The organism is Shewanella sp. Isolate7, assembly GCF_022398425.1.
Taxonomy (GTDB): domain Bacteria; phylum Pseudomonadota; class Gammaproteobacteria; order Enterobacterales; family Shewanellaceae; genus Shewanella.
Genome location: NZ_JAKEVJ010000016.1, coordinates 36,818 through 60,793, shown reverse-complemented (window position 1 = coordinate 60,793; position 23,976 = coordinate 36,818). Strand labels below are relative to the sequence as shown.

Here is a 23,976-nt window from a genome sequence, read left to right as displayed (position 1 = left end):
ATGTTGTAACTGTTAGCGCGTTTTTTCGCCAAGTGTTGAATGTTATCAATAGTCTGTACGGTGGTCAATTTTTTGACATACAAATAATGCTAAAGGTAAGGTATTCTCGCAGTTTGTAATGCTTGTGATTGACAAATAAAAAGGTCAAACCACTAATTATTAGGGTTTGACCTTGTAGGGTGTCGCGACAATGTCGGCTGTTATGGAATTGTATCAATAATCAGGTTTTCGTTGCCGAGTAGATTATTGATGATCTGTGTATCGCTTAAGGTGTTGTTATTGGTTAAGTCAACATTGTTCAACACGATCGTGAGATCAACGATTCCATCATGGTTGGCATCGACAGAGATCTCAGTATTCCCCCCGCTGAAATTGAATGCTAAGTATTGATCTAGAGAGTACATACCATTCTCTTCGTCGACTAAGATTGCTGACAAATCTAACTGATCCATACTGATGTCGAAATTGAGCACAGTATCTAAGCTGTTATCGTCGGAACCAAGATCCCAAACCAAGGTATCTATATCGCTATCGATACCTGCATCTATGGTATCGCTACCTGCACCACCAATGAGGATATCGGCACCTGTGCCACCATCGATAGTATCGTTTCCTAAGCCTCCTAGAATGATGTCATTACCACTTCCACCTTGGATCAGATCGTCACCGGAACCACCGATGAGTTGATCGTCGCCTTCCAAGCCGAATATAGAGTCGTTGCCTTCTCGACCATATATTTCGTCATCGAGGTTTGCCCCAGTTAGAGAGTCACCCTCTGTGGTACCGAAGATGAGGTTATCAACATTATCCGTACCAGTTACGGTTACGGCGGTATCGGGGAGTAGCTCATGGGTAAAGGTGGCTTGAACAAAACGTGCCTGATATGAGCCACCATCGTTATCCAAGTAGGTAATGGTCCAAATATCACCGGGATCGACAGGATTGGCATTCAGGTAATCGGCAAGCGTAATACTATTGTCTGATTCCATAAGGATGTTTGTATAAGAGATATGGGCACTCATCAGACCCGAATCAGCATCATAAAACCAATCCGTTACGCCATTAGCTGCCGCTATCACAATGAAGGTGATACCGTTGATGGTCAGCCTTACTGATACTTCCTCCTCCCTTTCTATACCTGTCTGTCCGCCAATTTCGCTGTTTGGAATTGGGATATCGAAAGGCGATTTTTGGAAATCAGTAAACAGATCTAATGCACCACTGCTTGGATCTAAGTTGATGGCGCTGGCAAATGCGCTACTAACGGTCAGGAAGGCATCTTGATCATTACCTGAAGTCAGTGGTGATGAACCATCACCGATAAGCACAGTATTTCCACCTAGACTGTTGGCGGGAACCGTGTGAATGACAAAGTTACCGTCGACACTGTCGGACCCCGAGTTAACTGTAAAGGTTAGATTGATATCTAGCTGATCGTCTAGCTCGGCGTTGTTTCCAGGCAAATACACTAAGCTACCGAGCTCAGAAGCTGAAAGCACGACTGGATTATCGAAGTCATATAGGGTCAATACCCCTGTATCATCATCCAGATACCAGATCTGGCCTATTTCTGCTGTCTCGTCAGGATCGACGAAGGATAGATTCAATCCTGTGATAGTGATGACATCTGTGTAGTCTTGGTCCGTTGGTATATCAATATTGAGTGGATAGCCATCAAGGTAAGGTATGGCTATTTCAGCAAGCGATGCCGGTACCCAGATCTCTTTAGCAAATTCGCCTTCAATTGGATCGTTAGTTCCATTGATGGTGATTGTGACTGTTTGAGTATCTGTGCCACCGTCATTATCAGTGACTGTGACATTGAAACTCAGGGTGATGGTTTCATCTTCAGCAAGGAACTGCACCAGAGAGTTGAGGATGCTGTAGTCCCAGCTGTCACTGTCGACGCTGAAGCCATCAATCAGGCTCTGAATTTGGCCGGCGCTGAGTACGCTGGTGAGATCGCCACCGCTCCAGCTGATGTCATTGTTGTAGAGCTCGGTGACGCTGTGGGTGTTGTTGACATCCACATCGGTGAAGCTCAGCGCGCCGCTGTCGGTCAGGTTAGGGTTGCTGGCATCTTCGGTCACGCCACCTGTGGCATCCACGGTGAGCACCGGCAGGTCATTGGTGCCGGTAATGGTGAGGCTGACCGTCTTGGTGTCAGACCCGCCATCGTTGTCGGTGACCGTGACCTCGAAGCTTAAGGTGATGGTCTCATCTTCAGCAAGGAACTGCACCAGAGAATTAAGAATACTGTAGTCCCAGCTGTCGCTGTCGACGCTGAAGCCATCAATCAGGCTCTGGATTTGGCCGGCGCTGAGTACGCTGGTCAGGTCGCCGCCGCTCCAGCTGATGTCATTGTTGTAGAGCTCGGTGACGCTGTGGGTGTTGTTGACATCCACGTCGGTGAAGCTGAGCGCGCCGCTGTCGGTCAGGTTAGGGTTGCTGGCATCTTCGGTCACACCACCTGTGGCATCCACGGTGAGCACCGGCAGGTCGTTAGTACCGGTAATGGTGAGGCTGACGGTCTTGGTGTCAGTGCCGCCATCGTTGTCGGTGACCGTGACCTCGAAGCTTAAGGTGATGGTCTCGCCCAGGGCGAGGAACTGCACGTCGCTGTTAAGGATACTGTAATCCCAGCCGTCGCTGTCGACGCTGAAGCCATCGATGAGGCTCTGGATTTGGCCGGCGCTGAGCACGCTGGTCAGGTTACCGCCGCTCCAGCTGATGTCATTGTTGTAGAGCTCGGTGACGCTGTGGGTGTTGTTGACATCCACGTCGGTGAAGCTGAGGGCGCCGCTGTCGGTCAGGTTAGGGTTGCTGGCATCTTCGGTCACACCACCTGTGGCATCCACGGTGAGCACCGGCAGGTCGTTAGTACCGGTAATGGTGAGGCTGACCGTCTTGGTGTCAGACCCGCCATCGTTATCGGTGACCGTGACCTCGAAGCTTAAGGTGATGGTCTCACCTAGGGCGAGGAACTGCACATCACTGTTGAGGATGCTGTAGTCCCAGCTGTCACTGTCGACGCTGAAGCCATCAATCAGGCTCTGAATTTGGCCGGCGCTGAGTACGCTGGTCAGGTCGCCGCCGCTCCAGCTGATGTCATTGTTGTAGAGCTCGGTGACGCTGTGGGTGTTGTTGACATCCACGTCGGTGAAGCTGAGGGCGCCGCTGTCGGTCAGGTTAGGATTGCTGGCATCTTCGGTCACACCACCTGTGGCATCTACGGTGAGCACCGGCAGGTCATTGGTGCCGGTAATGGTGAGGCTGACCGTCTTGGTGTCAGACCCGCCATCGTTGTCGGTGACCGTGACCTCGAAGCTTAAGGTGATGGTCTCATCTTCAGCAAGGAACTGCACCAGAGAATTAAGAATACTGTAGTCCCAGCTGTCGCTGTCGACGCTGAAGCCATCAATCAGGCTCTGGATTTGGCCGGCGCTGAGTACGCTGGTCAGGTCAGACATCCACGTCGGTGAAGCTGAGCGCGCCGCTGTCGGTCAGGTTAGGGTTGCTGGCATCTTCGGTCACACCACCTGTGGCATCCACGGTGAGCACCGGCAGGTCGTTAGTACCGGTAATGGTGAGGCTGACGGTCTTGGTGTCAGTGCCGCCATCGTTGTCGGTGACCGTGACCTCGAAGCTTAAGGTGATGGTCTCGCCCAGGGCGAGGAACTGCACGTCGCTGTTAAGGATGCTGTAATCCCAGCCGTCGCTGTCGACGCTGAAGCCATCAATCAGGCTCTGGATTTGGCCGGCGCTGAGCACGCTGGTCAGGTTACCGCCGCTCCAGCTGATGTCATTGTTGTAGAGCTCGGTGACGCTGTGGGTGTTGTTGACATCCACGTCGGTGAAGCTGAGGGCGCCGCTGTCGGTCAGGTTAGGATTGCTGGCATCTTCGGTCACACCACCTGTGGCATCCACGGTGAGCACCGGCAGGTCATTGGTGCCGGTAATGGTGAGGCTGACCGTCTTGGTGTCAGACCCGCCATCGTTGTCGGTGACCGTGACCTCAATTGTTGTAGAGCTCGGTGACGCTGTGGGTGTTGTTGACATCCACGTCGGTGAAGCTGAGGGCGCCGCTGTCGGTCAGGTTAGGATTGCTGGCATCTTCGGTCACACCACCTGTGGCATCCACGGTGAGCACCGGCAGGTCATTGGTGCCGGTAATGGTGAGGCTGACCGTCTTGGTGTCAGACCCGCCATCGTTGTCGGTGACCGTGACCTCGAAGCTTAAGGTGATGGTCTCGCCCAGGGCGAGGAACTGCACGTCGCTGTTAAGGATGCTGTAATCCCAGCCGTCGCTGTCGACGCTGAAGCCATCAATCAGGCTCTGGATTTGGCCGGCGCTGAGTACGCTGGCCAGGTCACCGCCGCTCCAGCTGATGTCATTGTTGTAGAGCTCGGTGACGCTGTGGGTGTTGTTGACATCCACGTCGGTGAAGCTGAGGGCGCCGCTGTCGGTCAGGTTAGGATTGCTGGCATCTTCGGTCACACCACCTGTGGCATCCACGGTGAGCACCGGCAGGGCAGGTGTCAGGTTAGGATTGCTGGCATCTTCGGTCACACCACCTGTGGCATCCACGGTGAGCACCGGCAGGTCATTGGTGCCGGTAATGGTGAGGCTGACCGTCTTGGTGTCAGACCCGCCATCGTTGTCGGTGACCGTGACCTCGAAGCTTAAGGTGATGGTCTCACCTAGGGCGAGGAACTGCACCAGAGAGTTGAGGATGCTGTAGTCCCAGCTGTCGCTGTCGACGCTGAAGCCATCAATCAGGCTCTGGATTTGGCCGGCGCTGAGTACGCTGGCCAGGTCACCGCCGCTCCAGCTGATGTCATTGTTGTAGAGCTCGGTGACGCTGTGGGTGTTGTTGACATCCACGTCGGTGAAGCTGAGGGCGCCGCTGTCGGTCAGGTTAGGATTGCTGGCATCTTCGGTCACACCACCTGTGGCATCCACGGTGAGCACCGGCAGGTCATTGGTGCCGGTAATGGTGAGGCTGACCGTCTTGGTGTCAGACCCGCCATCGTTGTCGGTGACCGTGACCTCGAAGCTTAAGGTGATGGTCTCACCTAGGGCGAGGAACTGCACCAGAGAGTTGAGGATGCTGTAGTCCCAGCTGTCGCTGTCGACGCTGAAGCCATCAATCAGGCTCTGGATTTGGCCGGCGCTGAGTACGCTGGCCAGGTCACCGCCGCTCCAGCTGATGTCATTGTTGTAGAGCTCGGTGACGCTGTGGGTGTTGTTGACATCCACATCGGTGAAGCTCAGCGCGCCGCTGTCGGTCAGGTTAGGGTTGCTGGCATCTTCGGTCACGCCACCTGTGGCATCCACGGTGAGCACCGGCAGGTCGTTAGTACCGGTAATGGTGAGGCTGACCGTCTTGGTGTCAGTGCCGCCATCGTTGTCGGTGACCGTGACCTCGAAGCTTAAGGTGATGGTCTCGCCTAGGGCGAGGAACTGCACATCACTGTTGAGGATGCTGTAATCCCAGCTGTCGCTGTCGACGCTGAAGCCATCAATCAGGCTCTGGATTTGGCCGGCGCTGAGTACGCTGGCCAGGTCACCGCCGCTCCAGCTGATGTCATTGTTGTAGAGCTCGGTGACGCTGTGGGTGTTGTTGACATCCACATCGGTGAAGCTCAGCGCGCCGCTGTCGGTCAGGTTAGGGTTGCTGGCATCTTCGGTCACGCCACCTGTGGCATCCACGGTGAGCACCGGCAGGTCGTTAGTACCGGTAATGGTGAGGCTGACCGTCTTGGTGTCAGGCCAGNCAGCTCTGGATTTGGCCGGCGCTGAGTACGCTGGCCAGGTCACCGCCGCTCCAGCTGATGTCATTGTTGTAGAGCTCGGTGACGCTGTGGGTGTTGTTGACATCCACATCGGTGAAGCTCAGCGCGCCGCTGTCGGTCAGGTTAGGGTTGCTGGCATCTTCGGTCACGCCACCTGTGGCATCCACGGTGAGCACCGGCAGGTCGTTAGTACCGGTAATGGTGAGGCTGACCGTCTTGGTGTCAGACCCGCCATCGTTGTCGGTGACCGTGACCTCGAAGCTTAAGGTGATGGTCTCATCTTCAGCAAGGAACTGCACCAGAGAATTAAGAATACTGTAGTCCCAGCTGTCGCTGTCGACGCTGAAGCCATCAATCAGGCTCTGGACTTGGCCGGCGCTGAGTACGCTGGCCAGGTCACCGCCGCTCCAGCTGATGTCATTGTTGTAGAGCTCGGTGACGCTGTGGGTGTTGTTGACATCCACATCGGTGAAGCTGAGCGCGCCGCTGTCGGTCAGGTTAGGGTTGCTGGCATCTTCTGTTACGTCACCTAGGCCGTCAATTGTCAGTATCGGGAGATCGTTAGTACCCGTGATGGTAATGGTCAGTGGGACGAGTACCGCGTCGCCGTCGCTGTCGGTTAGCAGGTAATTAAAGGTTTCTGTTATCTGCTCACCGAGCGCAAGTGATTGTACTGAGTCGGAGCCATTGCTGAGTTGATAGCTATAGCTGCCATCGGCAAACAGGGTGAGTACCCCGAACTGGCCTTGGATGCTATTGGTCTCACCAAGGTTGATGGAGGTGCCTTGGTTATTGGTGACGGCTGTAACCTGAGCTGAGTCTGCACCCAGGGTGTCGTTGACGAGCAAGTTGCCTGTTGCCACGGTGGCCGAATCTTCTGTGACGGCATTGCTGTCGGCGAACCCTGTAGGTTGATCATCGATAATATTGACTGTAATGGTACCTGTGGCGACAGCGCCCTGATTATCGATCAGTTCAATGTTGAACAGGAATTGCAGTTGATCGCCTGCGCTGTGATCGGCTGCGCTATTGAAAGCATAGTCGTAGGTAAATTGTCCCGATGCGCTGTCAAAGCCTGTAATAGTGAGGACACCGTTTGGAGTATTGATCACTATAGGACCGGCAAATTGGCCGCCACTAATGATGTTGATGCTATTAATGGTGAGGCTACTAATGCCTGCATCTGCTGCGGTTTGAATACTGTTGGCAAAATTGGTTAATAGGGCAGACGGTGAGCTGCCCTGCGCTAGGTTGGCCTCAAATAGCGAGAAGGTCGCAGAGGATACTGTTGGCGTGGGTTGAAGCTCGGGAATGATCACTTCTTCAACCGTGGTATCCGATGTCAGTGGGAAACCTGTTGTGTCCCAGCCCGCATCGGCAAGTGTCTCATCGCCGGCTCTGCCAACGGATACGAAGTCGGATCCGCCTTCATTACCGCCAGTACCGGCTCCGGCCGCTGTTTCTGGCAGTCCTTGGGTCGGATCATCACCGGCTAGTATCTGGGCTTGCAGTGCTGCGATTTCGGGATCCAGAGCTACTGGCGTATCGGTTTCGGGCGCGGCGCCATTCTGTTGTCCCTGGCTGGTAGCATTGCTGAGCGTTGTGTCTTGATTAAGTGTATCTTGCATCAAGTTGGCTTGGGTCGTTGATGAGCCATCTTCATATTCAAGATTAAACTTAACATTGGGTGAAAATATAAGTTGCTCCCCGGCATGGATCAGGTCGCCTATTTTTACCTCTCTGATATTTCCTTGTTCATCTTTAACCTTGAGTTCGCCTACAAGGTTAACAACTACTGCATCCTGTGTTGTGATTGAAGCACCCATAATCATTTCTCGCTCTACTAAGTGTAAAATCAAGAGCAAAAGAGTTCTGTTTTGCGCTTGCTATTGGTATATCCACCTGGTTTATCTCTTTAAGTGTGGTTGGCATTGAATAGCTGTCAAATAGCGGCAATTAAGCGAAAAATAGGGGCAAATACAGTGTTTTGATAAAAGTACAACTAATTGATTGTTTTAGAGAGGGTTATATGGAAGGAAGCAAGTTAGGGACTCCTTTAAAAACAAAAAACCACCAGTGATGGTGGTTTCTTATCTAAAAACAGTATAAGAAAGCGTCAAAAAATTGCCGCTTTACGGTAATTTTGTAGCGCTTGGTTCTGTTCTCCCAGGTGTTCGCAGGCCTCGGCAAGCGCCAGCCAACGCTGTTTAGTGGGGGATTGTTGACAGACTCTTAACCACCATTTCTGTGATTCTCTGAACTCCTTGCTCTGATCATACAGGGCGGCGATACAGGCTTGGTATTCGGTCTGTTCGCCGAGTTTCTTTTCAAGTTCAAAAAGTTGCTTTCTTGCGTCGAGATCGGCGGGGGTCAGCACTTGGGGAAGAGCGTCGAATATCGCCTGCGTCGGCTGCTGTTTTGCCTGCTTCATCAAGAGCTTGATCGCCTCGTCTCTACGCTCGAATTTAGCTAGGCCCAGGGCATATTGTGCAATAAACTCGGTTTGTTTGCGTTCTGCACGGCTAAGCCAGTGCCAGGCTTTTTCTAATGCCTGTTCGTTCTGGCCGGCAGCTTGCCTGAGCAGGGCCAGATTCACTTCGGCGTTGAGCTGCTGATGCTCAGTCTCGTCGATAATCCCGCGCTTCTTAACTATGGGAAGCAACAGCTTGAGGGCTGACCAATCTTGCTGGGCACGGTAGAGATCGAGCGCCAACCCTAACACAGGTGGTTTACTCTTGCTGGTCGGATTGAGCTCGTCCAGTAGTGCGCGTGCCCGGCTGAGTTCACCCTGTTGTAGCATGTATCTAACCCTAGTGGTGAGTACAGCCTTGTATGCGGCGGGGTCTTTTGCCGCCTCGTTGAGGTAATGGTCGCGGGCGTCATGATCATTTCTATGCTGGGCGGCGCGGGCTGCAGCTAACAGGTTCAACGCCGGGATTTCGCCCTTGTCAGCTCCGCGGGCCATGGCTTTTTCGGCTGTAGACCAGTCCTCTTCTGCCAATGCCAGGGCGCCGGTCAGGGTATGTTTTCTGGCCGCCTTACGGCGCCACTTTTCCGGTAACAGACGGCTGTTTAGGACCAGGTTCACGCTCCAGACGACCAGCATTTCCAGCAAGACCAGGCCCACGTAAAACATGACGGCGGCAAACATGGCAAATACTAGGCTGGTTTCCAGTTCATAGTCGCCGATGGCGATATAGATATAGCCTTTTAGCCAGGACAGATAGGGGCTGGCGATTAGTCCTATGATGACGATTACCAGGTAGATCAAGGCTCTTATCATAGCGATGTCTCCCGATCTTTAATCAGGCTGCCGTTTGAGACCAGTTGCTGTAGCAGCGGCGTGGCGGCAAATTGTTCTATGGTGGGCGACTGGATTTCCAGCGTGGCCAAGGCATCCAGGGCGGCCAGTGTCTGCTCGGTTTTGTTATCGTCGAGAGCGAAGTACTGGAATATCCACTTTCTGGCGAGCGTTACCGACTGACGATAGTTCACCTGATCCTGACGGAACAGAGCCAACTGGGCCTGTAGGAGTTTGTTGCGAATATTTTCAACAAGATACCACTGTTGATCGGGTGCCAATAGGGGGGCTGGATCAGTAGTGCGCTTGCGTATAATGACAAACTCTTCGATGAGAGCCTGCCAGGACTTGGCCAAATTGGTCTGCCAGTCGTCGATAGACTCGGTGACTTGCAGGGAATCGTCTCTGGCGTTGATCTTGGATTCGCTACGGTTAACCTTTAGTTTCGGCAGGCGCTCTATGATGGTGTCTAGGCTAAGCACTGTGCCGGCGACATCGGTACTCTTGATGGCGGCGACATCGCTCATGTCCCGTGCCAGGGCTTTGCGGATCGGCGTCAGCGAAGGATCTTTCATGGTTTCGATGCGATCATCGGCGGCCTCTAAGAGACTCAGCGCCGTCTGGGAATCTTTCTCTAACCAAAGCTTATTGCCGGCCATTCTGACCAGATACTTGGCCTCTTCTGCCATCCAATGATTAGGATTACGCTGAGCCAGTTTGTTGACTTGGTCCTGCACCTCATTCTGTTTAGCCTGTAGCTGGGCAAGCTTTTGATCGAATTGATTTTCTGAGGTGCGTTGCTGCTGTTGCAGATGGGTGATGCGGGTGCGCGGGTCGTCGAGACCTTGTTGCAACTGCTTAGCCAGCGCGGCCGTCTTTTCCTGTTGCTGGGTCAACTCCTGATACAGGTAGAAACCACCTGTTGCCGTGGCAAATAGGAGCAACAAGATAAATACCAGATTAAAGAGAAACCCCCAGGAAACCCCGCCGCTAGACTGAGGAGGCTTGGCCTCCTGAGGTACCGTCGATTTGGCCTGTGGCGTCTCGGTAAAGGTCGCATCGATAGACTCATCGTGCTCTGTGGTGGCGACCACTTTACTCTCTTGGGTATTTTTGTCCATTGGGCAGATCCTTGAAGACGAGGGCGACATCGGCGAGCAGCTGAGTAAGAAGGTTTAATCCTGTAAACCTAAGGCTGTGAGTACTGCGTCGCGGTTTGCTGCTTTTGCATTGGTGACCCGTGTAAAACCTGCCGCGATGGCTTGGTCATAGACACGTTCGCTGGGCACTATAATATGACATGCGTGCAGCCAAGCAAATAATTCTTTAGGTACAAGTGTAATTAGGTTGTCCAGAATTTCACCACTGGTGATGACTATGGTGTTAATCGCTTGCGCTTGCCATTCAAAGGCGGTGCTGGGATCGAATTCAGGGCAGGCGCGGCGATAGACCTCCCAGTAGTCCACCTGTGCCCCTCGCTTTGCTAGTGCACTAGCCAGGGCTTCTCTGCCACCAACGCCTCTGACTATGGTGATCCGCTTAGCCGTTAAGGCCTGGAGTGAAGGTAAGGTGAGTAGGCCTTCGGTTTGCTGACAAGACTCGGGAGCCTCGGTGGCGGTAATGCCTTTGGCTTGCAGGGCGGCGTAGGTTGCCTGACCGACCGCAAAATATTGCTTATCCTTCGGCCAATCCGACGCTAGGGCAATATCGGCATACTCTACCGCGTTGGTGCTGATAAAGATGATGATATCAGACTGATGAAATAGCTTTTTCTTGTGCTCATGGTCGGCGGCGTCGTTAGCGACGACCTGAAGTAACGGCGCTATGGTAAAAGGCACGCCACGCTGTGACAATGCCTCGGCCATAGACTGATTGCGCCCTTCTGGGCGCGTCAGTAGTAGCTTCATTTTTACTTGGCGTATACCGCATCTAAGATGGCTTTGGCGCCTTTAGACAGCAGCTCATCGGCCAGTGCAATACCCAGCTGCTCCGCATCTTGCTTAGAACCGCTGGTCGCGCCGCGGATCACCTGGCTACCATCTGGGTTACCCACCAGGCCGCGTAGCGACAGGGTGTCGCCGTCGATTTCGGCGTAGGCGCCGATAGGTACCTGGCAGCCACCCTCAAGGCGAGTGTTCATGGCGCGCTCGGCGATGACACGATAGCGGGTTTCTGTATGTTCGAGTGGTGCCAACAGTGCCTTGACGCGCTCATCGTCGGTGCGGCATTCGATACCCACGGCGCCCTGGCCGTTAGCAGGTAGCGAGTCTTCCGCCGAGATAAAGCTGGCGATACGCTCCTCGAGTTTCAGGCGTTTTAGACCGGCTGCTGCCAAGATGATGGCGTCGTAGTTACCGGCATCGAGTTTCGCCAGACGAGTGCCGACGTTACCGCGCAGGTCGCGAATTTCTAGGTCAGGACGCGCCGCACGGATCTGGCATTGGCGTCTCAGGCTCGAGGTGCCGACGATGGCGCCCTGTGGCAACTCTTCGATGTTTTTATAGGTATTAGAGACGAAGGCATCACGTGGATCTTCGCGCTCGCAGATCACCTGCAGTCCCAGGCCTTCGGGGAAGTCGACCGGCACATCTTTCATCGAGTGTACGGCGATATCGGCCTTGCCTTCTAGCATGGCAACTTCCAACTCTTTAACGAACAAGCCTTTACCACCTACTTTTGCCAATGGCGTGTCCAGAATGACATCCCCTTTGGTGCTCATAGGTAGAAGTTCGACGACCAATCCCTCATGGGCTTTTTCTAGTTCGGCTTTAACAAATTCAGCTTGCCACATTGCCAGTGGACTTTTACGTGTAGCGATACGAATGACGTTTTGAGACATGCTCGATATTCCATCAGAGGCCATAGTTGCGCTAATGCTAACATTGCTTATTGCTATATGTAAGAAATGCCTGTCGATTCTTTGAAGTTCACCCGTTTACCGTTTTAGCGCCATGAGGAAAAAGTGTGATCCAGCTCTCATATACTTGCTGTTTTTGTCTAAGCTGTTAGCATGCTATAGGTGAGCTAAATTGACTAGGTTGCTTGAAATTGAAAGAGCAAGAGCATTTTATCGCAACGGCGGAGCGCTTAAACAAGGTACGTTTAGCACGTGCGCTTGCCATATTGACACCCCTACAGCGTCATTTGATGCAACTGATCCCTGTGCTGTTTCATTATCATCGTAGCGACTATCCCGGCTACAACGGCCCCATGACGCCTAGCGGCATATTCGAATACTTTCCCAGTGATGATGCCCTCGAGGCCTGCGACACCCTTGGGCTCAGCGAGCCGCAGGTGATTCACCAGCAGCAGAGTGCCATCTATGGCGTCTACACCATGGGTAGCACCGCCAGCTTCGGCCAGAACCCCAAGAGTGATATCGACGTTTGGTTGGTGTATGACCCGACCCTGGCCGAAGATGAAATTGCCTCCCTGCAGGAAAAGTCCCAGCGATTGACGGCCTGGTTTGGCCAACATGACCTCGAAGTGAATATCTATCTGGTTCATCCGAAACAGTTTCTTGCCAGTAGTGGCGAAGGCGTATATCAGGCTGCCAGCCTCGGCTGTGAAAACAGTGGCAGTGTGCAGCACTGGTTGCTGCTCGAAGAGTTTTACCGCAGCCACATCTGCCTCGGTGGTAAGCGGGTCGCCTGGTGGCCGGGGGCGGAGGCGATAGAGAGTCATCTGTTCCTGGGGGACGTGAGTAACTTGCCTGCCAGTGAGTACTTTGGCGCCTCCCTGTGGCAGCTCTATAAAGGACTGGACAAACCCCATAAGGCGCTGCTTAAGGTAATGCTGCTGGAGGCCTATGCCAGCGATTATCTCAATAGTAATCTGGTGACCACCCAGGTGTGGCAGCGCACCCTGGCAGGGGATTTTTCGGCCTTCAACGACGCCTATTTTCTGCTGTATCAGTCGATCGAACATTATCTGGAATACAAGGGAGATAAGAGGCGCCTCGAGATTGTACGCCGTTGTTTCTATTTGAAATGTGGTATCAGGCTGACGGTCGCCGAACACCCCAAAGACTGGCGCTACTACAAGTTGCAGTCGCTGGTGACGCGTTGGGGTTGGTCTGACAATTTGCTGCGCACCTTAGATCAGTGCGCCAGCTGGCACTGTGGCCAATTACAGTGGTTCAACGAACAACTCAATGAGTTGATGCTTGGCTGCTATCAGACCCTGCTGCAATTTGCCTCGGCCAACAAGTTGAGCGACAGCCTGAAGATCTCCGAGCTGGGCCTGTTGACCCGTAAGCTACACACCTATTTTAGTGAGGATGATAAGCAGATCATCAGCCTCAATCGGCTCTGGACGCGATCTGTGGCCGAGGGGCACCTGACGGTGATCTATAGCCACAACTCCAAGGAATATTACCTTTATCGCTGCACGCCAGAGTCGAAAAACTTCATGGGGAATCGCGCGGTATTCCACTCTCATAGTAAGGCTAAGCTATTGATTTGGGCCAGCCTGAATGGTGTATCGACCGCTCAAACACAGTGGTATGCCTTCGGCGAGGGTAAGGGGCATGACAGGGCGCTCACCAAGGCAGCCAAGCGTCTGCCAACTATCATGTCGGAGCGTCGCTGGCGGGCATCCAAGCTGGATCTGTGTCAGCCATGGCATTTTCGCCAGCTGCTGTTTCTGATTAATTTTAATCGCGACGAGACTGAGTTGTGGCGGGGGCAGGAGATCATTTTCGACTACATGAATGCCAATATTTTCTCCATGGGGCGCCATCACAAGAATATGGTGCAGTCGCTGGATGTGATCTGCCAAAACAGCTGGGGAGAATGGCATTGCCATCACTTTGAAGGCAATGAGGCCATCTTAGATGCCCTGGTTCATATTACGCCCGGAATGCAGAGGGCGCCTCAGCCGGTGAAGGTGGATGTGGTGAGCTGTTCCAGCCGGTTAAGTTCGCAGATCGAGCGCAGCATCAGCCAGCTGGTTCACAGAGCAAATCGTATGTGTAGCAAGGCGAAAACCTCTTCGACCATGGTGCACCCGCTTCAGGTGGGTGGCATTAAATATGGCCTGTTTTTCAACTCTAAGGGCATGGTGTATCAGGATCTTAGTGAGTCAACGGCCTTCTATCAACGGCTCTCCAAGCAACGTATGCTGGAGCTGCCAAGGCCAGATCTGGGCAACGAGCCTTTTAGTAAGATCCCTGAGGTGATCCAAGATTTTGCCGCCATAGGCGCGATTCAATATTTCCTGCGGCCGGGTAAGGAAGGGATAGACGTGTTTGTGCTCGATGAAAAAAATGAGCTGAATCATTATGTTCAGCCGGGGAATAACCTGGAGGAGCTGGTGAGTCAGGTGAGCCATCATCACGCCTTTGCCGACTCTTATCTGGATAACGAACGCTTTAATCTACCGCAGTTTTTCCGTCTGGTAAGAGTCGATGGCCGACTAGAGGCGCAGCCCTTTGGGGTCAACGCCGACGAGGCCGCCATCGAATTTTAACGCCGTCTTATAGGCTCAGCGCTATACCACCCTGACGCAGGATAGAGGCGAGCACGAAGGGCATAAATTCGCCAGCATCGCTGCGCTCATCTAACCATTTGCCATCGACGTAAGAGAAATGGTATCCGCCAAACTGTGTCGCCACCCAGATCTGATGCAGGGGCTCTTGCTTATTGATGACGATCTTGGACTTGTCCTGAAACTCGAGTTGCAAAACATTGCCTGAGGCATCGATGTCGATATCGGCATCTTGCTCATCGATTGCGTTCTCTATGGCATCTTCAAGGGCGTTAAACATTTCGTCGGCGAGCTTATGGTACTCGGAATCTGTCATTGCCATCTGGGCATCCTTCAGTGGAGTGGGTTGTTGCAGAGCCCACATAGTAATACCAATTTTACTAAATATCTAACTTTGGCCAGGTCTGGGTGCAGTTAAGGTTTTATGTAGAGCAGGAGTTTCATTTACCACTCTGGGATAAGGACTGGCTGCCCTTGGCACGAGAATGAATAAAAATATTCATATTCGGGGTTTTTAGTCTGGGTTAAGCTTGACGTTTTAACCCTATCTCTGCAAACATCAGACAGACTCTATATTGATTGTTCAAGGGCAAGTCCCAAGCCGGATGAGCACACTGTTTGATGGTGGTAATGCCTGCCTGTGCCGCTTAGGGAATTCGTTTTTTCCTGATGATGGCAGACATATGAAATATAGATTTTTATAGGCTTTGGCGAGGATTTATCCTGTTTGGGGTAAAAATCATCGTTTCTCCCCTCTAGCCTAGATAGCGCATACAATCATGAGAAACATGATTAAAAAAGGTGCGGAGCCCTTGGCTACCGTGTGTGATCCCCTCGATACTGGAATGTCTGATGTTGAATAAGATGAAACCGATTTTGTTTATGTTGTTGGCGAGTGTTGTGCTGAGTGCCTGCGGACAGAAGGGGCCTCTGTACAAATCGCCAGAACAGGAAGACAACCAGAAGGCGCAGGTGGAACAGCCCACATCAGCAACCCAGCAGAAGAACAATAAGGACTAAGCCAAGTGGATCACTTTCTTTATCAACAAGACGAGCTCTATGCCGAGCAATGTGCCGTTGCCGAACTGGCCAACACCTATGGCACCCCCCTCTATATCTATTCGCGCGCCACGTTAGAGCGTCACTGGCATGCCTTCGATAAGGCGGTCGCCGACCATCCGCACATGATCTGCTATGCGGTGAAGGCCAACTCGAATCTGGCGGTGTTGAATGTGTTAGCCCGGCTGGGGAGTGGTTTCGATATAGTCTCCGGCGGCGAACTTGCTCGGGTATTAGAAGCCGGCGGAGAGGCGAGTAAGGTGGTCTTCTCCGGCGTCGGCAAGACGGTGGCCGAGATGGAGATGGCGCTGGAGGCGGGGATCTACTGTTTTAACGTCGAGTCGGCCGCCGAGCTTGAGCAGCTAAACGAGGTCGCCTTGAGGCTGGGTAAGGTCGCACCGGTGTCGTTACGGGTGAACCCAGATGTGGACGCCGGAACCCATCCCTATATTTCGACCGGTCTTAAAGAGAATAAGTTTGGCATCGCCATGGAAGAAGCCGAGGCGATCTTCCTGCGGGCCAATACATTAGCTGGCTTGGCAGTGAAGGGCGCCGATTGTCATATCGGTTCACAGCTGACCGAATTGCAACCCTTCCTCGATGCTATGGATCGTATGTTAGCCCTTATCGATCGCTTGGCAGAACAGGGCGTTAAGATTGCCCATCTGGATGTGGGCGGCGGCTTGGGCGTGACCTATGATGGTGAACAGCCGCCTGAGCCAAGTGCCTATGCCAGTGCCTTGCTGGCCAAGCTCGCGGGACGTGACCTGAAACTCATCTTCGAGCCGGGTCGCGCCATCGCTGCCAATGCCGGTATCTTTGTGACTCAGGTGCTCTATCTGAAAGAGAACGCCGATAAGAATTTCGCTCTGGTCGACGGTGCGATGAACGACCTGATCCGTCCTTCTTTGTATAGCGCCTGGCAGAAGATCATTCCCGTGGTGCCTCGCCCGGGTGAGACCCGTCATTATGACGTGGTGGGCCCAGTGTGTGAGACTGGCGACTTCTTAGGTAAAGACAGGGCGCTCAATATCGCCGCAAACGATCTTCTAGCGGTGCGCTCGTCGGGCGCCTATGGCTTTACCATGGCATCAAATTATAACTCCCGTCCTCGCGCCGCCGAGGTGATGGTGGATGGTGATCGTCATTATTTGGTGAGAGAGCGAGAAAAAATCGCACAATTGTGGCAAGGTGAACAACTCCTCCCTTAAGCAAGGGAGACCGGTTATTTATTGAAGGAAAACACTTTTGATCCATTTCACCAAGATGCATGGTTTAGGCAATGACTTTATGGTGGTCGATGGCGTGACGCAGAATGTCTATTTCTCGCCCGAGCAGATAAAGCGCTTAGCGGATCGCAATTTCGGCATAGGTTTCGATCAGCTTCTGTTAGTGGAGCCGCCTTATGATCCTGACCTGGACTTTCACTATCGCATCTTCAATGCCGATGGCAGCGAAGTCGAACAGTGTGGCAACGGCGCCCGCTGTTTTGCACGCTTCGTCAAGAGCAAGGGGCTGATCCATAAGCAGAAGATTAAGGTCAGCACCTCATCGGGCAAGATGACCCTGAGGCTGGAGCGCGACGGTAGCGTCACGGTCAACATGGGGAGCCCTGTGCTAGAACCCAGCAAGATTCCTTTCAACGCCAAGAAGGCGGAAAAGACCTACCTGTTGCAGGCCGAGCAGCCAGAGGGGATGCAAACCTTCTTGTGTGGCGCCGTGTCTATGGGTAATCCCCACTGCGTGCTCGAGGTCGATGACGTGGCGAATGCCGACGTCGAGCGGGTCGGTGCCTTGCTGACCAAGCATGAGCGTTTCCCCAAGGGGGTGAACGTGGGTTTCATGCAGGTGGTCGATGCAAACCATATTAAACTTAGGGTATATGAGCGCGGCGCGGCCGAAACCTTGGCCTGTGGCAGCGGTGCCTGTGCGGCCGTGGTCGTGGGTCAGTTGCAAGGCAAGCTGGCCAGACGCGTGCGGGTCGACCTGCCCGGTGGTAGCTTAACCATTGATTGGGAAGGCGAGGGTAAGCCCCTATGGATGACGGGGCCTGCTGAACATGTATACGATGGACAGATACAGCAATGAATGATGCGATGAACAAAAAAGCCGAGTTGCCCTTCGATGAAGTCTTGATCCGCGAGTATCTGCTCGACAATCCCGATTTCTTCGCCCGCTACCCAGAGTTGCTACTCGCGATGCGAATCCCCCATGAGCAGCGCGGCGCCGTCTCACTGGTGGAGCGTCGTCAGGAGATGCTGAGAGCCAGGGTGACACAACTCGAAGAGGAGATCACCTCGCTACTGGCCATGGCCTCGCGTAACGAACAGATCTATATGTTCAATACCGCCTTGTCGCTCAAGCTGTTGCAGGCCGAAGACCTGGGGGACTTGAGACAGATATTGTCGAGTGAGTTACAGCAGCAGTTTCAGTTTACCCATGTGCGGCTGATCACCGTTCATGATATCGATAGCGAGTTGTCGAATATTTGGAGTGAGCGCCTGAAACAGGGTTACTATTTTGGCCGACTCACCCAAACCGAATCCAAGCGCTTGTTTGGCTGCGAGGTGGGCTCGGTGGCGCTGTCTCGCCTGTCACAGCAGTGTGGTCAGGTGATCTTTGCCATCGCCAGCCAGGACCCTATGCATTTTCATCCCGAAATGGATAACCTCTTGCTGGATCAGTTAAAACAGTTGCTCGATCACCTGCTACCTAAGTTGTGATATCGCTATGTCTGTCGACTGGGTGAAGGAATTTGTCTGTTATCTGGCGAACGAGCGGCAGCTCTCTCCCCACACGGTCAGAAATTATCGCTTCGAGCTCGACCGGGTCGGCGAGCTCTTACCTCAAGATCTTGCCTGGGGCGAGGTGAGTGACGAGCAGCTGCAAGCCGTGCTCAATAAGCTGCACCGTAAGGGGCTCGGACCTCGCTCTATCGCCCTGACGCTTTCGGCCCTTAAGCAGTTTTGTCACTATCTGCTGCAAGAGGGCTATATCAGTAAAGATCCCAGCCTTAACCTCAGCGCCCCCAAACAGCAAAAGCCCCTGCCTAAGAACATGGATCTCGACTCTGTGACCCATCTTCTGGCTATCGAGGGGGACGATCCTTTAGCGCTGCGAGACAAGGCGATCATGGAGCTGTTCTACTCTTCCGGCTTGCGCCTGGCGGAATTGGCGGCCCTGGATACCCGGGATATTGCCAGCGGTGAGCATCAGGTGAAAGTCATGGGTAAGGGCAGCAAGGAGCGTATCGTGCCCATAGGTAGCATGGCGCTGACTGCCATCGACGACTGGCTCAAGGTGCGAGCAAGCCTGCCCTGTGAAGACGATGCCCTGTTTGTGACCGCCAAGGGTAAACGCCTCGCCCACCGAAGCATTCAGGCCAGGCTAAACAAGTGGGGTCAGCAGCAGGGGTTAAACGCCCGAGTGCATCCCCACAAACTGCGTCACTCCTTCGCGACTCACATGCTGGAATCCAGCGCTGATCTCAGGGCGGTGCAGGAACTGCTTGGCCACGCCAACCTGTCGACGACTCAGGTCTACACCAGCCTGGATTTTCAACATCTTGCCAAGGTCTATGACGGCGCCCATCCCAGGGCCAAGAAGCGAGGTGGCAATGGTTAGTGTGGCCATAGGTCTGCGCCCCTTCAAGGCGATCAGCTTCGACCTGGACGATACCCTGTATGACAATCGGCCCATCATCATGACGGCCGAGAGGCGCCTGCTGAGCTACCTGGCCGAGAAACATCCGGTAACCCAAGATTGGAGCCTGGATGACTGGCAGGCCTTGAAGCGTCAGCTTATCCAGCAAGCGCCCATGTTGGCCCATGACACCTCGGCCGCGCGTCTGGCGACGCTGGAGCAGGGATTGATGACCTTAGGTTATGCCAGGAAAACCGCAGCAGAGGCGGCGCAGCAGGCCTTAGCCTATTTTGTGGAGCAGCGCTCAGACTTTAGGGTCCCAGCTGAGGTGTTGGCACTGCTCAGCAGGTTGGCCGAATCTTATCGATTGGTGGGGATCACTAACGGCAATGTCGATGCTCATCGCATTGGTTTAGGCGAGCTATTTGAGTTTGTTCTGCACCCAGGCAACGGCACCCGCATGAAACCCTATCCCGATATGTTCTATCAAGCTTGTCATCGGCTCGATATCGATTGTGAGCAGCTCTTGCACCTGGGTGACAGCTTTAAGGCCGATGTTCAGGGGGCGCGCCGAGCGGGGTGTCAATCTGCCTGGCTCAACCCTGCGGTCGGACGGGAGCCACAGAAAAACGCCCTGGGGCAACTTCCTCATATTACCTGTAGCAGTTTGGACGTCCTCCTAGCGCTTATTGACTAGGGCACTTATTTATACTTTTTAGCTAAGCGTCACAGTCCATTAATCTTATTTCCTCTATTGTCATCGCTATCATTTCAAGGATAGAGAGGACTCATGCGTACAAGGTTACTTCCCCTATTGCTGCTGGCGTGGACAACGCCGGTATTTGCCCATGGCATCACTCACGGTGCCGGCTTCATGACAGGCTTTAATCATCCCGTATTGGGCTTTGATCACCTCCTGGCCATGCTTAGCGTGGGCCTGTTGAGTACTCAGCTGGGTGGGCGAGCGATCTGGACCGTACCGCTGGCCTTCATGGCCTTCATGTTATTTGGCGGAATACTGGGGCTCTATGGGGTAGAGCTGCCACTGGTAGAGTTGGGAATTGCCTTGTCTGTATTGCTGCTTGGCCTGGCGATCGCCTTGGGTCGACAGATTCCGCTGCTGCTCGCCATGGGATTTGTCGGGCTGTTTGCCATCTTTCATGGCCACGCGCACGGCGCCGAGATGCCGGCGTTAGCCAGCCCAGTGCTCTATGCGTTAGGTTTCCTCACTGGTACTGCGGTGATCCATTTGTTAGGCGTGGCGCTCGGCATCATAATGCAACACCTTAGCCGTAAGCTGCCGCTTCTGCGCCTCAGTGGTGGTGTGATTGCCTTGGTGGGTGGTTACCTGATCGCCGGATTTTAAAGGCTTGATATAGTGGGGGCTCCGATGGCAGAGCCCCGAGAGAAGCCCTTTTAGATAGCCAGGGTCTTAGGGAAGAGGATGTTGTTCTCGATATGGATATGCTGGTGCAGATCGGCGACAAACTCTTTTAGGCTGGCATAGCAGATACGCCAGGTGGTACAGGCGTGTGCTGGCGGGGTAAAGTCGTTAGTGAGGGCTCTCAGGCGCTCGACGATCTCGCTGGCCTCATCATGCTCATGTTCCATCGCGTTGATGGGGTTGCCTATGTGACCAAAGCAGCCGCTGACCTGTTCGCCATTGGCCATGGCGCGGATAGCCGGGAAGAGGATCTGTTCCTCCTTCATAAGGTGGGGCATGAGATCTTCTATCAGGGCACGCACCCAACCCGCAAAGGGTTTGATCTCGTCATAATGTTCGCCATGAGCGCGCACCATCTTCTGGCTATATTCGATCAGCAGGGGGGATTTCTCACGAATATAGTCATGGTGGGTCGTCTCGATATAGTCGATCAACTCGGCGAGGGGGAGTTGATTCAGGCTATCTTCCTGCATCCCTTCAGCCTTCACGGCCTGGAGCGCCGCCTCCACCTCTACCAGTGCTATGCCTGCTCGATCACAGGCCTTTGCCAGGGTGCGCTTGCCGCCACAGCAGAAATCGATGCCAAATTGGCCAAATACATGGGCACGGCGAAAGTCGCCAGCCACTAAGCTGCCAACCGTCTCGTCGGCAAATTCTGAGGCCAGTGGGGACTGTGTAGATAAAGACATGGTGACTCCAACATTAAAGGTGTATTTGACAAGCGTGTTTTGATGGTAGAGAGGTTGCCGATTAAATTCAACGTAAACTTGAGTAATTTAGTCGGGTTTATTGAGGTAGATCATGATTTGGTGAAGATGCTGGCTTCAGAGGATAAATTTGGATGGGAGTTGAGATACGGTTATATATTGAAACTTCATCTTTGAATATTGTGGATTAGACAGCAATTGGCTAAGAACCTGAGTTGTAAAGAATTGTTTTGCAATAATTAATGCATTGATTTAACAGTGTTTTGTTTGTTTGAGGGGTAGTCGTATTTAGCTATTTTTGCTTAGCAAGTTTTGATTCTAGCTTGGTTATGCGTTTTTTATAGTCGTCATTCCATCCCTGTTTTAAGGCTTTTCGTGACAGTTCAAGAGCGCCTTTAAGATCACCTTCCTTTTCAAGAATAATAGCCAGTTGTTTGTAACCGATATGAGATGGCATTATTTGCGGAACATCATAACCTACAGGTTTATGACCTAAAATTTCCTCGAGCTTTTTTAGACTGATTCCCTTTGGTTTTAGTGGTTTGCTGAAAACTTTGGCCGCTTGTATTGCGATGGAGATTTGTAACTGACAAAGCTCCTTAGCTTTGTTGTAATGCGAAGGGTTATCCCGGAGGCTGTAGTGATGTTTAATTAATCCAGTGAGTGCTAAATGTATGTCTTTGTAGTTCTTCCTTGGTCGATTAAGAGCTTCTTTTACAGCTTGCTCGGTTTTGTCCCATATGATGTCTTTGGCGTCATCTTTTGCCACACAGGCCAACACATTCAATAAACAGCATTTATCCGTTTCACCATACGTTTTACCTACCAGGTTTGCATAGAGATAACACTCGCTAGTTGGGTAGCCCATTGGTTGATAATCGCGTGATATTTGGTCACGGTGTGCAGCCGTTAAGGAAGTTAACCACCATTCTTTCAGTTCGTATTTATCAAGGATATCCATATCTAATTTAATCGTAGGCAACGAATAGGTAACTTTAAGGTATTTTATTGATGGTGTGTGATTTTTCTTTCGTGGGCGGACTATTTATTAGGTTGTAGTGTGGACGTGGGTTCAGAAAGCAAAACGGGCTCGCCATTGCTGGCGAGCCCGTTTAATACAGCTAACTAAGAAGGTCTTAGTTCATGCCGTATTTCTTTAATTTCTTACGCAGAGTACCACGGTTGATACCTAGCATGTTGGCAGCACGAGTCTGGTTGCCACGGGTGTGTTGCATGATGATATCTAGTAGAGGTGCTTCAACTTCACATAACACCATTTCATAAACTTCTTCGGCTTCCTGGCCGTCCATTTGAGCGAAAAAGTTAGTTACCGCACGCTTCACTGCGTCACGAAGTAACTGAGGCTTGATAGTGCCGTTAGCGGTTTCGATTTTGCCTACGGTAAGCTGATGAGCTTCTGGTTGAGTTGTCTGATCAAACATTCGTATTCTGCTCTTTATTAATTCTTTACTAATTCATCAAAATAACGCTCCAACATGGAACGTTGTTCTTCAACAGTTTCCAGCCGATTGAAGTCGGCTCTGAAAGATCTCTGCGCTTCTTGGTCCAGATACCATCCAACATGCTTTCTGGCGATACGTAACCCTTTGTATTCACCATATAATGCATATAAATTCTTGAGGTGTTCCAGCATCACTTGACGCTTTTCGTCCACTTCAATGGGCGCTAGCTTATTACCTGTTTCCAAGTAATGTTGGATCTCTCTGAATAGCCAAGGTCGTCCTTGAGCGCCTCTTCCTATCATCACGGCGTCTGCCCCCGTATAGTCTAGCACGTGACGTGCCTTCTCTGGAGTGCAGATATCGCCATTTGCGACAACTGGAATAGAGACATTCTGCTTAATCGCACGAATCGTGTCGTACTCGGCGTCGCCTTTGTACATGCATTGTCGCGTACGGCCATGGACCGCGAGCGAGGCAATGCCACAATCTTGCGCAATTTGGGCTATCTGAACGCCATTTCGGTGTTCTGGTGCCCAACCTGTGCGAATCTTCAGGGTGACGGGTACATCCACAGCGGCAACGACAGCCTGTAAAATTGCTTTTACCTGCTCTGGTTGCTGCAGTAGTGCCGAACCAGCCAACTTCTTATTCACTTTCTTTGCAGGACACCCCATGTTGATATCGATGATCTGTGCGCCCTGTTGTACGTTGACAACGGCGGCATGGGCCATCATATCGGGGTCGGCACCTGCAATTTGTACTGAGCGAATCCCGTCTTCACCAGCGTGTGCCATGCGCTGTCGGCTCTTGTCCGTGTCCCACACCTCGGGATTAGACGAAAGCATCTCCGATACGGCCAGGGCGGCACCGTAGCGTAAACAGAGATTTCGGAAGGGTTGGTCGGTGACTCCTGCCATAGGAGCCACGATCAGCTGATTCTTCAGTTGATAGGGTCCAATCTGCATTAATCATTACACCTTGCGCTTCAAAGGGGCGCTATAGTACGCCTTTTTCAAGCCTGTGAAAAGGTCAATAAATGACCTGAGAGCAACTTTTTTGCTTGACTTTTGCGAGCTG

At 52.6% G+C, this 23,976-nt stretch carries 21 protein-coding genes; 8 read left to right on the top strand and 13 right to left on the bottom strand.

What is annotated here, in order from left to right; genetic code table 11:
• Positions 1-200 precede the first annotated feature (200 nt).
• The 8 genes from L1D47_RS05880 to hemC form a co-directional block, all read right to left on the bottom strand.
• The gene (locus tag L1D47_RS05880) at positions 201-3,470 is read right to left on the bottom strand and encodes a VCBS domain-containing protein (RefSeq protein ID WP_239882957.1); all 3,270 of its coding nucleotides are present in this window, start codon (positions 3,468-3,470) and stop codon (positions 201-203) included.
• Positions 3,463-4,059, bottom strand: a complete 597-nt coding sequence (locus L1D47_RS05875; protein WP_239882956.1) for a VCBS domain-containing protein — start codon at positions 4,057-4,059, stop codon at positions 3,463-3,465. Before L1D47_RS05875 ends, L1D47_RS05880 begins: the two co-directional genes overlap by 8 nt.
• Entirely contained in the window at positions 4,016-5,821 is a 1,806-nt protein-coding gene (locus L1D47_RS05870) for a VCBS domain-containing protein (RefSeq protein ID WP_239882955.1), read from the bottom strand. Before L1D47_RS05870 ends, L1D47_RS05875 begins: the two co-directional genes overlap by 44 nt.
• Positions 5,769-7,622 carry a retention module-containing protein gene (locus L1D47_RS05865; RefSeq protein ID WP_239882954.1) on the bottom strand — a complete coding sequence of 618 codons (1,854 nt, stop codon included), beginning with the start codon at positions 7,620-7,622 and terminating at the stop codon, positions 5,769-5,771. Before L1D47_RS05865 ends, L1D47_RS05870 begins: the two co-directional genes overlap by 53 nt.
• A gap of 290 nt (positions 7,623-7,912) precedes the next feature.
• The gene (locus L1D47_RS05860; RefSeq protein WP_239882948.1) at positions 7,913-9,079 is read right to left on the bottom strand and encodes a heme biosynthesis HemY N-terminal domain-containing protein; all 1,167 of its coding nucleotides are present in this window, start codon (positions 9,077-9,079) and stop codon (positions 7,913-7,915) included.
• Positions 9,076-10,218: a uroporphyrinogen-III C-methyltransferase gene (locus tag L1D47_RS05855; RefSeq protein ID WP_239882946.1), complete on the bottom strand. Its 1,143-nt coding sequence runs from the start codon at positions 10,216-10,218 to the stop codon at positions 9,076-9,078. Before L1D47_RS05855 ends, L1D47_RS05860 begins: the two co-directional genes overlap by 4 nt.
• A 54-nt stretch (positions 10,219-10,272) precedes the next feature.
• A complete protein-coding gene (locus L1D47_RS05850; protein WP_239882943.1) occupies positions 10,273-11,004 on the bottom strand; it encodes a uroporphyrinogen-III synthase in 732 nt (243 codons plus the stop codon).
• Positions 11,005-11,006: 2 nt separating this feature from the next.
• Entirely contained in the window at positions 11,007-11,936 is a 930-nt protein-coding gene (gene hemC / locus L1D47_RS05845) for a hydroxymethylbilane synthase (protein WP_041510748.1), read from the bottom strand.
• Positions 11,937-12,145: 209 nt separating this feature from the next.
• Between hemC and L1D47_RS05840 the strand changes: the two genes are divergently transcribed.
• Positions 12,146-14,566 (top strand): class I adenylate cyclase, encoded by a 2,421-nt coding sequence (locus tag L1D47_RS05840; protein WP_239882939.1) that lies wholly within the window; start codon positions 12,146-12,148, stop codon positions 14,564-14,566.
• 7 nt (positions 14,567-14,573) lie between these two features.
• Here the strand turns inward: L1D47_RS05840 and cyaY are convergent, their stop codons facing one another.
• Positions 14,574-14,906, bottom strand: coding sequence for an iron donor protein CyaY (gene cyaY, locus L1D47_RS05835; protein WP_041510749.1), 333 nt, complete (start codon positions 14,904-14,906; stop codon positions 14,574-14,576).
• A gap of 530 nt (positions 14,907-15,436) precedes the next feature.
• On the opposite strand from cyaY, the gene L1D47_RS05830 reads away from it, so the two are divergent.
• From L1D47_RS05830 to L1D47_RS05800, 7 genes are all read left to right on the top strand, one after another.
• Positions 15,437-15,604: a lipoprotein gene (locus tag L1D47_RS05830; RefSeq protein ID WP_082035639.1), complete on the top strand. Its 168-nt coding sequence runs from the start codon at positions 15,437-15,439 to the stop codon at positions 15,602-15,604.
• A gap of 5 nt (positions 15,605-15,609) precedes the next feature.
• On the top strand, positions 15,610-16,854 hold the full coding sequence (gene lysA / locus L1D47_RS05825) for a diaminopimelate decarboxylase (protein WP_239882937.1): 1,245 nt from the start codon (positions 15,610-15,612) through the stop codon (positions 16,852-16,854).
• A gap of 37 nt (positions 16,855-16,891) precedes the next feature.
• Positions 16,892-17,731: a diaminopimelate epimerase gene (gene dapF, locus L1D47_RS05820; protein WP_239882936.1), complete on the top strand. Its 840-nt coding sequence runs from the start codon at positions 16,892-16,894 to the stop codon at positions 17,729-17,731.
• Positions 17,732-17,739: 8 nt separating this feature from the next.
• Positions 17,740-18,366, top strand: a complete 627-nt coding sequence (locus L1D47_RS05815) for a DUF484 family protein (protein WP_152619161.1) — start codon at positions 17,740-17,742, stop codon at positions 18,364-18,366.
• A gap of 7 nt (positions 18,367-18,373) precedes the next feature.
• Positions 18,374-19,267 carry a tyrosine recombinase XerC gene (gene xerC, locus L1D47_RS05810; protein WP_239882932.1) on the top strand — a complete coding sequence of 298 codons (894 nt, stop codon included), beginning with the start codon at positions 18,374-18,376 and terminating at the stop codon, positions 19,265-19,267.
• Between the two features lies 1 nt (position 19,268).
• On the top strand, positions 19,269-19,982 hold the full coding sequence (locus L1D47_RS05805; RefSeq protein WP_239883067.1) for an HAD-IA family hydrolase: 714 nt from the start codon (positions 19,269-19,271) through the stop codon (positions 19,980-19,982).
• A gap of 93 nt (positions 19,983-20,075) precedes the next feature.
• Positions 20,076-20,651, top strand: coding sequence for a HupE/UreJ family protein (locus tag L1D47_RS05800; RefSeq protein ID WP_041510755.1), 576 nt, complete (start codon positions 20,076-20,078; stop codon positions 20,649-20,651).
• Positions 20,652-20,701: 50 nt separating this feature from the next.
• Here the strand turns inward: L1D47_RS05800 and ric are convergent, their stop codons facing one another.
• From ric to dusB, 4 genes are all read right to left on the bottom strand, one after another.
• Positions 20,702-21,418, bottom strand: coding sequence for an iron-sulfur cluster repair di-iron protein (ric, locus tag L1D47_RS05795; RefSeq protein ID WP_239882921.1), 717 nt, complete (start codon positions 21,416-21,418; stop codon positions 20,702-20,704).
• 310 nt (positions 21,419-21,728) lie between these two features.
• Positions 21,729-22,397 (bottom strand): hypothetical protein, encoded by a 669-nt coding sequence (locus L1D47_RS05790; protein WP_239882910.1) that lies wholly within the window; start codon positions 22,395-22,397, stop codon positions 21,729-21,731.
• Positions 22,398-22,572: 175 nt separating this feature from the next.
• Positions 22,573-22,878, bottom strand: coding sequence for a DNA-binding transcriptional regulator Fis (gene fis / locus L1D47_RS05785; protein WP_011864135.1), 306 nt, complete (start codon positions 22,876-22,878; stop codon positions 22,573-22,575).
• Between the two features lie 17 nt (positions 22,879-22,895).
• A complete protein-coding gene (gene dusB, locus L1D47_RS05780) occupies positions 22,896-23,864 on the bottom strand; it encodes a tRNA dihydrouridine synthase DusB (protein WP_041510757.1) in 969 nt (322 codons plus the stop codon).
• Positions 23,865-23,976: the final 112 nt, after the last annotated feature.